Origin of the sequence: Anaerococcoides asporogena, from assembly GCF_029590275.1 — a bacterium.
GTDB lineage: Bacteria > Bacillota > Clostridia > Clostridiales > Clostridiaceae > JG1575.
Map to the genome: position 1 here is coordinate 2,314,813 of NZ_CP120965.1, position 14,296 is coordinate 2,329,108.

The 14,296-nt window shown below is 47.1% G+C and carries 13 protein-coding genes and 1 pseudogene; 3 read left to right on the forward strand and 11 right to left on the reverse strand.

The window, feature by feature from the left end:
• Window positions 1–70 precede the first annotated feature (70 nt).
• The 5 genes and pseudogenes from P6M73_RS10645 to P6M73_RS10665 all read right to left on the reverse strand — a co-directional run.
• Window positions 71–889 (reverse strand): HAMP domain-containing protein, encoded by an 819-nt coding sequence (locus P6M73_RS10645; protein ID WP_277853038.1) that lies wholly within the window; start codon window positions 887–889, stop codon window positions 71–73.
• Window positions 886–1,575 (reverse strand): response regulator transcription factor, encoded by a 690-nt coding sequence (locus tag P6M73_RS10650; RefSeq protein ID WP_277853039.1) that lies wholly within the window; start codon window positions 1,573–1,575, stop codon window positions 886–888. The genes P6M73_RS10645 and P6M73_RS10650 overlap by 4 nt, the downstream gene beginning before the upstream one ends.
• A 450-nt stretch (window positions 1,576–2,025) precedes the next feature.
• Entirely contained in the window at window positions 2,026–2,463 is a 438-nt protein-coding gene (locus P6M73_RS10655) for a hypothetical protein (protein WP_277853040.1), read from the reverse strand.
• Window positions 2,464–2,467: 4 nt separating this feature from the next.
• Entirely contained in the window at window positions 2,468–3,718 is a 1,251-nt protein-coding gene (locus tag P6M73_RS10660) for an MFS transporter (RefSeq protein WP_277853041.1), read from the reverse strand.
• Between the two features lie 177 nt (window positions 3,719–3,895).
• Window positions 3,896–4,225: pseudogene (locus P6M73_RS10665) on the reverse strand (transposase); the annotation flags it as partial.
• A 451-nt stretch (window positions 4,226–4,676) separates the two neighbouring features.
• Between P6M73_RS10665 and P6M73_RS10670 the strand changes: the two are divergent.
• Window positions 4,677–5,639 (forward strand): hypothetical protein, encoded by a 963-nt coding sequence (locus P6M73_RS10670; RefSeq protein ID WP_277853042.1) that lies wholly within the window; start codon window positions 4,677–4,679, stop codon window positions 5,637–5,639.
• 142 nt (window positions 5,640–5,781) lie between these two features.
• Here P6M73_RS10670 and P6M73_RS10675 read toward each other — a convergent pair whose 3' ends face one another.
• Both P6M73_RS10675 and P6M73_RS10680 read right to left on the reverse strand, forming a co-directional pair.
• Complete coding sequence (locus P6M73_RS10675; RefSeq protein ID WP_277853043.1) at window positions 5,782–6,375, reverse strand: hypothetical protein; 594 nt, start codon at window positions 6,373–6,375, stop codon at window positions 5,782–5,784.
• Between the two features lie 306 nt (window positions 6,376–6,681).
• Window positions 6,682–7,212, reverse strand: a complete 531-nt coding sequence (locus tag P6M73_RS10680) for a DUF4829 domain-containing protein (RefSeq protein WP_277853044.1) — start codon at window positions 7,210–7,212, stop codon at window positions 6,682–6,684.
• 920 nt (window positions 7,213–8,132) lie between these two features.
• Here P6M73_RS10680 and P6M73_RS10685 point away from each other — a divergent pair.
• Together P6M73_RS10685 and P6M73_RS10690 are read left to right on the forward strand one after the other, a co-directional pair.
• Window positions 8,133–9,291 (forward strand): IS3 family transposase gene (locus tag P6M73_RS10685; RefSeq protein ID WP_277853045.1). Its coding sequence is split into 2 segments (ribosomal slippage): window positions 8,133–8,407 and window positions 8,406–9,291, totalling 1,161 coding nucleotides; the frame shifts between segments, so codons are not numbered across the junction.
• A 172-nt stretch (window positions 9,292–9,463) separates the two neighbouring features.
• Complete coding sequence (locus P6M73_RS10690; protein ID WP_277853046.1) at window positions 9,464–10,012, forward strand: hypothetical protein; 549 nt, start codon at window positions 9,464–9,466, stop codon at window positions 10,010–10,012.
• A 393-nt stretch (window positions 10,013–10,405) separates the two neighbouring features.
• Here P6M73_RS10690 and P6M73_RS10695 read toward each other — a convergent pair whose 3' ends face one another.
• The 4 genes from P6M73_RS10695 to P6M73_RS10710 all read right to left on the reverse strand — a co-directional run bounded on the left by P6M73_RS10695 (window position 10,406) and on the right by P6M73_RS10710 (window position 14,221).
• A complete protein-coding gene (locus tag P6M73_RS10695; protein WP_277855763.1) occupies window positions 10,406–11,665 on the reverse strand; it encodes an APC family permease in 1,260 nt (419 codons plus the stop codon).
• A 30-nt stretch (window positions 11,666–11,695) separates the two neighbouring features.
• Window positions 11,696–13,294 carry an IS1634 family transposase gene (locus tag P6M73_RS10700; protein ID WP_277853047.1) on the reverse strand — a complete coding sequence of 533 codons (1,599 nt, stop codon included), beginning with the start codon at window positions 13,292–13,294 and terminating at the stop codon, window positions 11,696–11,698.
• A gap of 75 nt (window positions 13,295–13,369) precedes the next feature.
• On the reverse strand, window positions 13,370–13,516 hold the full coding sequence (locus P6M73_RS10705; protein ID WP_277853048.1) for a hypothetical protein: 147 nt from the start codon (window positions 13,514–13,516) through the stop codon (window positions 13,370–13,372).
• Window positions 13,517–13,528: 12 nt separating this feature from the next.
• A complete protein-coding gene (locus tag P6M73_RS10710) occupies window positions 13,529–14,221 on the reverse strand; it encodes a cysteine hydrolase family protein (RefSeq protein ID WP_277853049.1) in 693 nt (230 codons plus the stop codon).
• Window positions 14,222–14,296: the final 75 nt, after the last annotated feature.

A 14,296-nucleotide genomic window follows, 5' to 3' on the forward strand; every position in this document is an offset into this window, starting at 1 on the left:
TGTCATCCACCAGCCGGGACAGCCGGTCAGTCTCCTGGATGATGATCCCCAGCTGCCTGGTTCGCTTGTCTCAATCATGACCGGTGACGTCCCGCAAGGTTTCGGCATAACCTTTAATCAGGCTCAGCGGTGTGCGAAGTTCATGCGAAATGTTGCCGATCAGCTCCTTCCGAAGTCTTTCCGTCCGGCCCAGCTCTTGGCCCATCTCCCTGATATCGCGGGACAGAGCAGCGATCTCGTCGTTTCCTGCCACTGCGAAATCCTGAGCGAAGCCCCCCTGAGCAATGGCCCGGGTATAGGTTGACAGGTTCTGAATCGGCCTGACAAAACGTCTGGAAAGAACCAGTGACAGGAGAAAAGCTATGACCAGCAAAATACCGGTGACATAGGCGAGCTGACTTTTCAGGATGGATACGGTGTCTGCCACCGGAGCCAGAGGAACAGCGGCGGCCAGGACCCCGTCGCCAGAGGGACAGGCAACTACCAGAAAGTGAGCCCCGGTCCGCGTCCGCTCTTCCTTTACCGTCACGGTTTTGGTCTGGATGGTTTGCTCGGCCAGTTCTCTCATGTGTTTATCGTAAAACTTACCGGTTCCTTCGCCTGACTCGCGGCCAGCCTCCAAGATTACCGTTCCCTGGCTGTCATAGAGACCGAGCACTGAATGGTAGACCTCGGCCATCTCCTGAATTTCTATGGTCAGTCCCGGTTCCTCCCACCCCACGGTATTGATTCGAGCCGCGACGGCGGATACCTTATCCTGCATCAGCCGGATCTGTCGGGTGCTGTAAAAGTCCTCCAGAAATACGATCTGGAAGAGCCACAGGCAGGCCAGCATGATTGTGACCAGAATCATCATGCCCTGAAAAAGCTTCAGCGAGATGCCCTTCATGGTTTCACCTCCGGATCCAGCCGATAACCATGGCCCCAGACGGTGACGATGAGCCTTCGCTCCTCCTGCAGACGCTCGCGAAGCTGTTTGATGTGAGTGTCAACAGTCCGGCTGTCCCCCTGGAAATCCAACCCCCAGACAGCCGTCAGGAGATGTTCTCTGGAAAATGCCTTTCCCGGGTGCTTCGCCAAAAAATAAAGGAGATCAAACTCCTTCGGTGTCAGCGAAACAGCCTCTCCGCCCAGGAGCACCCTGCGACTATCCGGATCAATCCTGAGCTCACCAATGGCAAGCCATGAGCCCCAGGACAGGCCTGCCTGCGCTTTCCTGGAAGTAATAGCCCGGATCCGGGCCAGGAGCTCACGAGGGCTGAAGGGCTTGACCAGATAGTCATCAATGCCCATCTCAAAGCCTAGCAGTTTGTCGTATTCCTCTCCCCGAGCCGACAGCATGATGATAGGGACATCCGAGATGCTTCGAATGCTTCTGGCTGCGGTCCAGCCATCCATCCCGGGCATCATGATATCCAGAACCACGATGTCGTAGTTTTTCAATGTCAGCATTTCCAATGCCATGAGCCCATCTGACGCTTCATCCGCCTCATAGTCTCCTTTCGCCATATATTCCCTGATCAGATCCAGGATCCCCGCCTCATCATCCACCAGCAGAACTTTCAAACCGGCCATATCCCATCACTCCTTTCTCCTGATGATAACACCACTTTCCCCTCAAATCATCAGCATCCCATCTCTCCGAAAGATGTCAACCGTCCCAAACGGATCACCCATTCAGTCTGGGTTCAGTGGATCTCATTGCAAATCATCCGGCAGACCACTGAATGGCTCCCAGGACTTCCCCTCATCGCCCGGAACAAGTGATAACCCAGAAAATCGTTTCATTCAGGGCGTTCCATCTGTTTTATCGATCTACTGTGATTCTAAGTGATCGCTTCATAATCAAACTGAGAGTCTTCATAATCAAACTGAGAGTCTTATTCGTTTAACCAATGGAAATACGGCCTCCTCCAACAGCCGATGAATCCATAAATAGTCAAATTAAGAATCCCCAACTCCTGATCAGTGAGCAATGATCAGAAGGTGGGGATGATCAAATGATCTTTCATTCGGCTGAATCAATTATGCCCTGGATTCTGCCAGCTGCTTGATCCGCTCCATCGCCAGAGGAAGTCTGGTCTCAAAAATATCCACCAGCTCCGCAGGAACATCCGTCCTCAGAACCAATGTGGTTATACCATGATGTTCTGTCAATGAGTAGCTTTCTTTCCCTCCGGTCCATTCTTTCTCGCGATCTTCGATCCCGTTTCCCTGGGTGTCTGCCGCATGCCGGAACAGGACATATTCAAAAGGACGAAGCTGTTCAATCAAACTGGTTACCCCATAGCCATTCACAGAGGAAATGAACTGGATTTCATTTCCCTGCTTCATCTCTCCTTCCAGATACGTCCCTTCGTCGATGATATTTGCCCAGTCCCGGAACGTCTCGTCGTTCCAAAGAACTGCCCAGACACTTTCTTTCGAAGACCGAATTTGAATTGTGAGCTGTAGTTCTTTCATCAGATCATTCCTTTCTGCTTCGGTTAATATGCTCAGCTTCATTTGCAGACAACCCGGCGCCTGATCCGCTGCGGTGATCCCAGTTCCCGGATCCGTTTACCTTCCCAAAGAAGATAAACAGGAAACCGGCGCAGACTGCCAGAATCGCCCCAAAGAGAAACGGGGCACTGGGATCTATATGGGTCCATAAAAGTCCCGCAAGCAATGAGGAAAAGAATGTGCAGATGCCCATGATTGTCTGGTAGGCCCCAAAGGATGTGGCAATCACCTCTTGACTGGCTGTCTGAGTGATATAAGCCTTGCTGATCCCTTCGGTCAGGGCCATATAGACACCATACAATGCAAAGAGGAACCAGATCATCGTGGTGGACTGATTGATTCCCAACAGGAAATAAGTGACCGCAAACAGGAAGAAGCCTCCTGCCAGCAATTTCCCAGCCCCCAGCGCATCGCTTAATGATCCGGTGAAATAAGACAGGAGCGAATAAACCAGGTTAAATACGACATACGCCAGAATGGTTGAAGTGGTGGACATGCCCAAGGATTGTGCCCGCAGGATTAAAAAAACGTCTGAGCTATTTCCGATGGCGAACACCGCGCTGACAATCAGAAACACCTTATATTCAAAAGTCAGATTCGAAAGTCTGAACTGAGGCGGATGTTGACAGAAGGCCGGTGCCTTCTCTCGAACAAATATCACCAGCAGAATCACCCCAATGATTCCTGGGATCAGGGCAAGAATGAAGATGGACCGCAGGTTATTCCCACCGAAGCGATTCATCAGCAGGATTGCCGCCAACGGACCGATCGCAGCCCCGGCGGTGTCCAGCGCACGGTGAAATCCAAAAGCCCTTCCCACATTCTCCCTAGCTGAACTTTCCGCGATCAGTGCATCCCTGGCTGACGTTCTGATGCCCTTTCCGAATCGGTCCAGAAATCGCCCAAGCAGGATCATCGGCCATCCCAGCGCTAGTCCGAGGACCAGCTTGGAGATCGTGGACAGTGAATAGCCAAATACTGTAAAGATCTTTCGCTTTTGGAATCGATCTGACAGCCAGCCGGATACAACCTTAAGAAAGCTGGCGGTGGATTCTGCAATTCCTTCAATGAGCCCTACCAGCTCAACCGGGGCTCCCAGAACGGAAGTAAGGAATAGGGGGATGATGGGATAAACCATCTCTGATGCCACATCATTAAAAAAGCTGACGATTCCCAACACAATGACATTGACTGAGAGTGATTTTTTGTCTTTCATAAATCCCCTTTGCTGCTTGACCTACATGATCGCAGCTAATGTATTCGAAACAACTCTTTCAGGTTTGGATTCCATTCGCAGCAGAACAGATTCTTCCGCTGCAAACCGATGTTAGCCCCTTCCGTTTTTCCATCACAGAGATCACCGATGTGATGACTACTAAAGTGCCCCCTATTGTCAATACACGGATTTTGATTTCATCCGAACACCTTGTTCAGGCTGCGTGATGGGTTGATTGGTTCTGGCAGAAAGCATAGGGGTAAGACCCCTCAGGGATGCATGCGGACGAATGGTGTTGTAGGTGTGGATGTACTTTCTGATCCCTGTGATCATCTCCTTTGGTGTCTCGTACTCCTTGATGGAGAGGTCGTCGTATTTCAGACTGCGGAAGAACCGCTCGGTCCGTACATTATCCAGTGCCTGTCCTTTGCCGTCCATGGAGACCTTAACACCGCAGGAGCCCAGGAGCTTAAGGTAGGCGGGACAGGTGAAGTGACTCCCCTGATCCAGGTAATCCCGAATTCGGGATAACCTGGACAACGGCTCTGAATTTTCGGATCCTGAATCCCTTGAATTCAAAGATGGTAAACGGCGAACCTGGGTGTTCTACTGTGATCCGTCAGTGCCCAGCCAAAAGGGAGCGATCGAAAATGCCAATAAAGCCTTACTATCGTTCTCTGATTCCTCCAACATTCTATCACTATTATAAATTCATTGTTAGGAAACATTCTGCAGAAACGGACAGCTTATTCCCGTACACAGTGGTGCTCGGGGATCAGAACCTGAACTTCCGTAATTATTATCGTTTCAGTTTAATGAGGAAGAAAAAATGATAATTGGATTTCATCAGACTTATTAAGCTTATTTTCAGTTATAATATACACATAAAAACACAATGAGTCGCTGGATTGATTGGAATTGATCGAGAACATCGAAATTATTTTATGTGAGGTTACTGATGGTAGGAACTGGTTTAAAAAAGCTGGCAAAAGAACTCGGTTTAAAAACCGATCAGGGTATTGCCTATGGCGAATATCTTGGATTTAATGTGACGTTTTCCGAAGGAATGGGCTACAAGCTGCTTGGTATCTCAACCAAGTCCCCTGACACTGAGCAGGTTGGTGCATTCCTGGCGAGCCTGCCGGACGATGATTCGCTGTTAAAAGATTTCCGAATCAATGCACTGAATATTCATGATGACGCGGTCGTCGTGAACTTTCACGATAATCCGGGTACCATGAATAAGTTCCGTGATGCTCTGAACTGGATCCTGCCCCAGCTGAAATCCTATGGTTTTACTGGCAGTGGGTATTGTCCGTTATGCGGATCTTCCATCAGCCCCTTCGATCCCTGGAAACTGGATGAGGTGGTGGCACACCACGTCCATCCAGGCTGTTCATCTGCGGCGGAAATGCAGTCTGCCAACCTGGTCGAGCAATTCATCTCAGAAGACACCGGCAGCTATGGCCGGGGCTTTCTTGGAGCTTTGGCCGGTGCCATTCTGGGTGCCATCCCCTGGGCCGTAGCTCTCTTTTTCGGATTCTTTGTCTCCATGCTCGGCTTTGTCATTGGATTTTTGGCTCAGAAGGGTTATGACCTGGCAGGAGGCCGATATGGCAAAGGAAAAATCGCGATTGTCATCATCACCTCAGTGTTCGGTGTCATTCTTGGGAATGTGCTCAGTGATTGCCTGATTCTAGGAACGATGATCAATGATGGTGAAATTGCCGAAGCTACTCTTCGCGATATCCCGCTGATGCTGACCGCAGCCTATAGCGACATTGAATTTCTGAAGGGTTCTTTCCTTGATCTTGGCATGGGTCTGTTCTTTGCATTCCTCGGAATGATTGGCATGATCCGGGATCTGCGCAACTCCGATCCGACCAGCAAACGCCGGATGAAAGACCTTCAGCAGGCATAATAATTCACTGCTTCTCATGCAAAGAAACCACCTGCAGAAAGACTCCCGTGAGCCTTTAGCAGGTGGTTTCTTCATTGAGAGGGAGGTCGTTATTCTAGTAATGACGCGCGTAGATAAGTTCCGAACACTCAGTACTTATCATTTATGGAGAGTTCTCTTTCACCACGCTGGTGACGGGATCCATTTGATCGATAATTAGCTGCAATTCAGCGATTGCGGCTGTTTTGAGCTCCTCATCAATTTTCCCCGTCATCTCACCAGAGACTTCATAATATACCGGTCCTTTCTGAAATGTTCCCAAAACCTTCGTGTACCTTCCCGGAGTAACGTTTTGCGTTTGCCTATAATAATGGCTGACGTCACGTAATTCCCAGGTCAGTTCCCTGTCAGAGAATTGATCCGTGGTCTGAGCCGATATCATCAGTTGATAATAATGAGAGTTTGATAACTTTGTTGGTGTGATCGATATGACATACCCGTCCCAGTCGCCCTTTTGCCGGCTCCTGACCAGTGTGTATTCCGGAACTGAAACATAGGCATAGGGATCCTTCTCAAAGGGCACAAACTCAGGCACAAGAATATCCGTACCAAGAAATTGATCATTCACTTCAACAATGGATGTAACTATCTTTGACTTTACCGAAAAGTCAGCCAGGTAAGGCGGAATGAGTTTCCAGGCATTGATCCCAGCCGAGACAATCAGTAATCCAACGAAAACTCCAGTTACTTTCTTCAAAGCCATCGTCCTCCGGTTCATATTATTGGGGATGAATGTCGGTCAGAATCAATTGGTATAAAATCACTTGTCCTTTATCACTCCCGTATTAAGCGGTCCCACCGACAACAGGAGTTTTGGGATCCAATATCAATCAAACAAGCTGTTTCAGAATTATATTTTGGACCACTGCCACAGCCATTGATATCCCACGTTATTAAAAATCTCTCTTCATCTCAGTAGTCAAGGGAACGAAAATAATACCAGCAACCGCTGTTCTTCGATCCCCTGGTTCCCGATTGAAAGATCATCAGATGAAGGAGGCTGTCAGACTCCCATATCATCAATGAGCCACGGGGAGTTTTCATCTTTTCTAATTAGGAAGAACCACCATTCATACATTCCACTCTCTTGAGAACTTACGTAGTCATTCTTATACTCTACTTCGTACATTACCTTAAACACTATGAGGTTCTCCATGGTTGTGCCATTGATGCTGCCTCTGCCATTTTTTAAGTAACTCTCGTACTGTTTTTGATCCGTTTCCTCTTCAATGAAGTTGAGATCTATATACTCCAAATTACCCAGCTCCCAGACTATGTTAGGAGCGTTCCAACGATCAGTGAGAGTAGACAAAACACCTTTTTCGTTTTTTTCATCCGAATACTTAAAGTATTTTTCAACAACCTCCATGGCTGGGTGAAATTCCGGAGTGCTTAAGGACTCTGTTTGATGCACAGCCCCACTCTGAGCACTGGCGGAGACTTGTTTTCCAGGATAGTAAAAATTGATGCCACAGCCTGTACTCCCGAGTACTATCGCAATGGCTAGTCCTGATGCGAGTATTCTGCTTTTCATTCTTCTCCCCTTTTCAGCCAGTGGATCTTGTAACCCAAAGGAAATTCTGTTCGATTGCTGTCCGTTCTGTTTCATCTTTAATTAAAACACATGGTATTTCATGAACTATGCTCTTTCATAATTGTTTCATCGGTTATCTGAATATTAATCTTTTAAACTTATTATTTAGTAACATAATGGTTACAATCGCAGCCAAATGGTTAAAGCCAACATCTTCATTCAACGTTTTGCCTAAATTTCATTGAAACAGAAGCCTTTTTACACAAACAGCAATACACTCCAAACGGATCCCAATATCAAAAGTCAACTTATTCAGAAGCGCTTTCAAACATTTATACAACCGCCCCTACTCGGAAAACTGCGTTTGCTGATCGTCCATGAAAAGGTCGTTCGTAAACCCAGTTATCCTCTCAACTCTTAACTCCAAGAAATTTTATGCAACTCAAAGTTGACCAAATGTAATCAGTGGTCAGGCACCTGAATGGCAAAGGTGTCGATGATCAGGATTACATTTTTCACCAATCATTACATTTTGTTAATTTTCTTCCATCAACATTTCTTTGTTGAATTATTTAGGCTCAATCACTTTTTATGTGGGATTATGATTTTCCCTGTTTACACGGAGAGGTCGACGTGGTAGCCTGACTGGCCGACTAGCCCAGCATTTATGCAGCCTAGCGGCAAGGCTGGCGGAACCACGCCGACAGAGGCTCCATGTCAACTTGGGAAAATCCCACAGTTTTTGTGATTGACCCATTATTTATGAAATGATCTTACGATTATTTTAAAGAATCGTGGTATTTTAGTGAAGCTTCCAAAATATATTAAGCATTCAATTACATCTGTTACAAACAAAGGGGTATAATGCTCCCAGGAATTGAGACACGACAAACCGGTTCCATCCGAATAGAATGGAGAGTATGAGTAAGAAGAAAAAAATCTATAGCCCTGATTTTAAAGCAAAGGTTGTGCTGGAGCTCTTAAGCGGACAGCACTCGCTCAATGAACTAGCCCAGATCCATCAAATCGCACCTGCCACGTTGAGCAGCTGGCACCGCCAGTTCCAGGAACGGGCAGCCCAGATCTTCCAGAGCGGACCGTCCGATCAGGAAGAGGCGCTCGCCCAAAAAGAGGAAGAGATCGCGGTCCTGCAGCAAAAAGTCGGTCAGCTCAGCATCGAGTGTGACTGGCTAAAAAAAAAATCTGACGAAGTCTTTGGACCACAAGGAGCGCACCGAACTCGTAACCCCAGAAAATGAGACCCTGACCGTCAAGCGTCAGTGCGAATTGCTTGACGTTAACAGGACCAGCGTCTACCGTACAAAGGAGGAGCGGATAGACCACGGGGAACCAGAAGAGAATCTTACCCTCATGACGATCATCGACAAGATCCATCTGGAGCACCCGGCCTGGGGTTACCGCAAGATAGCCCACTATCTGCGCAATTCCGGCCACGACATCAACCGTAAGCGGGTTCGGCGCCTGATGCGCCTGATGGACATCCAGGCCCTGTATCCTGGCCCGAACCTCTCCCGACGATACCACGCGCAGTACGTCCGGCCCTACCTTTTGAGGAACCTGGTTATCGAGCGAATCGACCAGGTATGGGGGATCGACATCACCTATGTTCCCCTCAAGAAAGGCTTCTTGTACCTGTTCGTCATCATCGACTGGTTCAGCCGCAGGATCGTCGACTATGAGATCAGCTATAGCCTCGAGAAGGAGTTTGTCCTGCGCTGCCTTAGGCGTGCCTTGTGCGAGAGAAAGCCTGAGATCATGAACTCGGATCAGGGGAGCCACTTCACCTGTCCCGCCTACCTTAAGCTCCTGGACTCCTGCGATGTTAAGGTCTCCATGGACGGCAAAGGACAGGCACTGGATAATGTACGGACCGAGCGGTTCTTCCGCAGTCTGAAATACGACGACCTCTACATCAAGGAGTACGAGACACCAAAGGAGATGATCACAGAGATCAGAAAGTACATCCACACCTACAACACCATTCGTCCGCATGCATCCCTGGGGGGTCTTACCCCCTATGCTTTCTGCCAGAACCAATCAACCCATCACGCAGCCTGAACAAGGTGTTCGGATGAAATCAAAATCCGTGTCTTGACAATAGGGGGCACTTTAGGGAGTGATTATATGAAAAGAAAAAAAAAGCTTCAATTGCTTTTTTATTATAGGTGTCACTGGGTGTTCAAATAATGGTATTGCAAGTACAGGATTCATTACGGCGCCTTCTTCAGTAGTGGTATTTAAAGAAATCGCAGGCTACTATGATTATGTTTATCTGCATTCAAAAGAATTATTCAATCACAGCACCCTGGTGGTAACGGGTAAGTTTGCACCGAACTCCAGATCCATGGTAGTAAACGAAGGAGGGGAACCTTCCGTAGTTACCTATTATGAATTTTTTATTGATGATGTTTTGAAAGGAACGTATGATGAAAAGAGAGTTGAAGTATTTGCAGCTGGCGGGACAACTACTGTCGCAGAGTACATGTCGAAAGCATCGCTAAATCAATGGGTAGCAGCTGGGTTAAAAAATGTCGGTTCGAAAGAAGTTCCGTCTTTCCAAAAGGACGGCCAGTCGGTTGGTCAACAACTTATCAAATACAGTCTGAAAGACCAATTCAATCTGGAAACCAGCAAGAAATTTCTGTTATTCCTGGGATTACAAAATACTAAGGAATATAGAATCTTGGGTGACCAGTGGGGAGCGCTAGTGATCATGAATGATAGTATTACAAATTCTATTGATAATACCGTCCTTAAAATTACAGAGCTGGCTAAATAACAAATGGTCACTGTTTCAGTACTAGCTCACCTTGGCTTCATGAATGCATGATTTCTCTTATCAGACCTTTCACTCATTAGGAAAGAAAACATTCCAGGTGGTCTGTCAATAGATTTTTCGAAGAAATATGGATTACCGAGATTCCCAGTCGAATTTCGATAGTCCATTTTCTATTGGAACAATCAAAAAAATATGATTTACACGGTCAATCTAATTACTAGGTACGGTAGTATCAATTATTTGATTTTTGATCAAAGCAGCTTACTGTTTACCTCCTCGAACCAGTCTGCCTGACATGCTCCCAGTCGTATTACGGAAAAGCCGGGATGCCTGCATTTTATGAAGCATCCCGGTTCATGTAATTTTGAGACTTGACTATTACCGCACTATTAATTAATACTGCTCGATGTCTTTTGGGGTTAATGTGATAAGCTGAAGCTCTTTGGGATGATTCTTTCGATGAATAGCCATAAACCAGTAGATCAGCACTCCTATGAGACAGTAGATCGCCAGGGACACATATCCGCCGAAGGGCATTTCCAGCATCGAGCCGATGATAATCCAGACGGAAACAGCCATACCCAAGATGAGGAGAGCATTTCCTCCGGGTGCCTTGTAGGGTCTCTCCCATTCAAGGAACTTCCGACGCAGTACCATGGCGTCCAGACAGCAGACAAAATATACCAGTCCGGCTGCAATGCATGAAACGGCATAGACGTACTGAACCCAGTTATCTCCTGTAAACAGGCAGAAGAATATTGAGAATGCCAGAACAACCAGGTTAGCCAAATAGGGTTGTCCATACTTATTAAGCTTCATGAAGGCGCGGGGCAGCTGATTCAGCTGAGCGGCTCCATATAGCACTCTGGCGGAGGATACCCAAAAGCCCATGAGGGTGGTCAAGGCATGAAGGATACCTGATACTATGGCTGCGATGGCGAGGATTTTTGGCAATCCGTATTTAGCAATCAGTTCGGGCTCTGGCATATTCATGGCAGAAAGCTCTTGCCAAGGGGCCATCCCGCCCATTGCGATGACTACGAAGAAATACAGCAGCGCCGGAACAAAAAGGGCTGATAGAATGATCTTCCACATTTTATGGGCTGGGAAATTCGTTTCTTCAATCATAGTCGGGGTCATTTCAAAGCCGATGAATTTCAATGAAAAAACTGCGAAAGCAATGAAGACTCCGTTAAAACCTTTTGGAAACATCCCTCCGCCTGCCGTAAGGTTTGCAGCGGACCAGTTGCCACTGAAGAAGAAGCTACCTGATACGATGAGTGAGATTATGACCATAGTAAAGAAGAAGATAGTAGCAAGACTGCCTGTCAATCCAATGTTAAAGTTAGAGAGAATATACCATAAAACAACGATTCCGATGGCTACCCAAACCATCATGGAGGGTGGCACGGGAATGAAATAATTCAAGGCTGTAATGAATATAAAAGCCATCATGGGGGGTTCAACCACCTGAACCAGGAACATTAGCCACTGGGCGGCCCAGCCTCCCTTATGCCCGAAGGCATTGGTGGTCCAGATATCCACCGCAGAGGAGTATGGCAGCATAGCCACCAGTTCAGCAAACGCCAGTCCCACAGGTACCAGCAGAATTGCAAGGATTGGGAAAATCAGGGCTGCTCCCGATCCGGTGATGGAAAACCAGTAGCCTAAATTCCCGAAAAATTATAACGTGGATGGCGGGTCTACTCCCAAGTTCGTATACAAGCCTTCCTGCTTCTTGGTCACTTCGCCTACTTGGAGAGCCTTCCCTGGATTTTCAAATGCTTCTATGACATCAAGTTCGTCTAGTAGCTCCTGCATGGTGTAGTTTTGGAATAGACCCTTATCGGCCATCGTCTTTTTCAAATGGGACATAAAAATCAGGGCAATGAATTGGACAAACAGCTTTCCGTCCAGCGAGCTTTCAGATGAGACTGCAGTTCGCCTCAGATTGAGCCTTTCTTTAAGATTCCCAAACGCCTTCTCGACCAGATCTTTGTTACGGTAAATCTCCAAGGCTATGATGGGATCCTTGATGTCGTTACTTAACAGCGCGAAAAAGCCATAGTCCTTTTCAGCTCGAGTGATGGCATCCTGTTTGGGAATGATCTTGATTCCACGTACCGGGGTATCTGACAGTTCAAAGTATTTGGCGTACTGCTTCTCGTTCTCTGGTTTTCGATTTCCGCTCGTAAGCTCAGCCTCCAACTGATCCAGCATCAGATTGAAGCGGCTCTCATGTTCCAACGCCTTCTCGCTACTGTAATAGATGTGCAGATACATGCGGCGAGTATCCTTGATGACATCGCCTTTGCGGGGTCTTGTTTGAGAGTAGTTCCATTCAATGGCGGTGGAATGGCTGTATAACTGATAGATTGAGTTGTAGTTGGTCCTTGTTTTTATGCTGTCTCTGACTTTGTCTAATTCTTTTCGCACAAACTTCAGGGATACTTTGGTGGCAATCAGGAATTTCAGGTTGTTCTGATAAAGGGCATTGATGTTGGCTTCACTGTAAAAGCCACGATCCATGACCAGTTTAACTTTGCCAAAATCAAGTTGCTTTAAGTCGGCCAGCAATTTCTTCAGGGTCGAGATATCGCTGATGTTGCCGGCCAGCTTTCTGTAGTAGAACGGCAAGCCTGAGTCTTCTCCAAAGAGCAGCGCCAGGTTAATCTGGGGAAGCGGATCATGATCCTTGTTCATCCCATATTTGACTTGTTTGAGAGACTCTGAATAGGACGAAATGCTGGTGGTATCATAGGCCCAATATTCATTTTCCATCCGGCGCTTGCCCTGCAAGCGAAAGAAACGTTCTTTTGCTTCTTCCGTAATCATCGAGAACAGATCACTGCTTCGTTGGGAAGAGATGCAGGCCCCATGTGGATGAAAATGGGTCCTATCCCATTTCGGGAAACGAAGAAGGGAGTTGCGGTCCTCCAAAATCAAATAGTAGGCCACGGAGAGGATCTTCTTATAAATCTGCGGAAAGCATGCCTTCAAGTCTTGTGTGATGCCCAGCTGCTCCCCGATCGCATCAAACAGATACGTAGCGCCAAAATAACCATGCCGAGTGGAAGTAGATGGAGTCGGCCCTGGTTTAATCACAGTGGAGACCGGAGGTTGAGTGAGTCGTTTGGAAGGGATCAAATTGCCCTGTTCATCACGTTTGCCAATACAAACACGCTTACTTCGAGACTGTTTCTTCTCTTTGTCCCAGTAGTCGATGGATTCGTAGACGTAGATAACTCCGTTTTTCTTGTTTTTGACATCGATGATATTCATGCGCCACCTCACGTTATAATTATAACGTGTTTATGAGGCAAAATCAAGAGAAATTATGCTGCTAATCCAGTGATATCAACGATTTCCAGCATTCCCCGTTATAATTCGCCGGGAATCCAGGCAGTAGGGAGCTTCTGCCAGCCAGCCGCCGATTACGGCGCCTGAGGCAATGGCGATCATTGAAACAAACGATAAATTCCTTTTTAATTTCTGATCCGGCATATCTGATCCCTCCTAGTATTCAATTGCTTGCATTAATTCATTGGTATTAATCACGTGGCAGTAAATGTTATTGAGGATTTCCAATTCATTTTTTTGAATTTCATCAGTAGCAGCCCGGGTTGCATCTTCAATGAGCCAGACATGGAAACTTTCGTCCGCAAGGGCTCTTACGGTGCCGGATACACACTGATCCAGGAAAACTCCAGTTACGACGACAGAATCAATGCCCATATTCCGAAGCATCAGTCGAAGTGTGGTTCCGGTGATGGCACTGTCCGTTGTTTTTTTCACTACAATTTCATCTTCCAGTGGTGCCAGCTCCGGGATGATACGGGATGCTTCCGAACCCTTGGGCAGAAGCAGTTCATTAAAGCCGGTGGCTTTCTGAACCAGGGAGCGATCACTGCCGCTGCGTTTCTGACTTTCAATCATGGCATAGGCAACTTCGATGCCTTTTTCACGGAAAGCCTTGAGGATTCTGATGTTATTAGGAATGGTAACTGTATCGATAATCTGGTAGAAAGGTTCCCACATTGCTGCTCTCTTCTCATCGATCTCGGTGGGTTGCTGAATGATCGGGCGTTTTACGAACACATTCTGCATGTCAATGATTAAAAGCGCTGTTTTCTCCGGGACGATGTGAACCTCACCCATATCGTTGTCCAGTTCGTAATAGAATGATCTGTGTCGGTCGTTTACTCGCATGAATTCTCCTCCAGTTCTAAGTTTTTCAAATAGATGGTAACATGAATGCCATTGAAACCGGTTACCGACATTTTC

Coding starts and splice junctions, on each gene's coding strand:
- P6M73_RS10705 (WP_277853048.1), bottom strand. CDS start 13,516: ATGCCGGATCAGAAATTAAAAAGGAATTTATCGTTTGTTTCAATGATC.
- P6M73_RS10655 (WP_277853040.1), bottom strand. CDS start 2,463: ATGAAAGAACTACAGCTCACAATTCAAATTCGGTCTTCGAAAGAAAGT.
- P6M73_RS10645 (WP_277853038.1), bottom strand. CDS start 889: ATGAAGGGCATCTCGCTGAAGCTTTTTCAGGGCATGATGATTCTGGTC.
- P6M73_RS10650 (WP_277853039.1), bottom strand. CDS start 1,575: ATGGCCGGTTTGAAAGTTCTGCTGGTGGATGATGAGGCGGGGATCCTG.
- P6M73_RS10670 (WP_277853042.1), top strand. CDS start 4,677: ATGGTAGGAACTGGTTTAAAAAAGCTGGCAAAAGAACTCGGTTTAAAA.
- P6M73_RS10680 (WP_277853044.1), bottom strand. CDS start 7,212: ATGAAAAGCAGAATACTCGCATCAGGACTAGCCATTGCGATAGTACTC.
- P6M73_RS10660 (WP_277853041.1), bottom strand. CDS start 3,718: ATGAAAGACAAAAAATCACTCTCAGTCAATGTCATTGTGTTGGGAATC.
- P6M73_RS10710 (WP_277853049.1), bottom strand. CDS start 14,221: ATGCGAGTAAACGACCGACACAGATCATTCTATTACGAACTGGACAAC.
- P6M73_RS10700 (WP_277853047.1), bottom strand. CDS start 13,294: ATGAATATCATCGATGTCAAAAACAAGAAAAACGGAGTTATCTACGTC.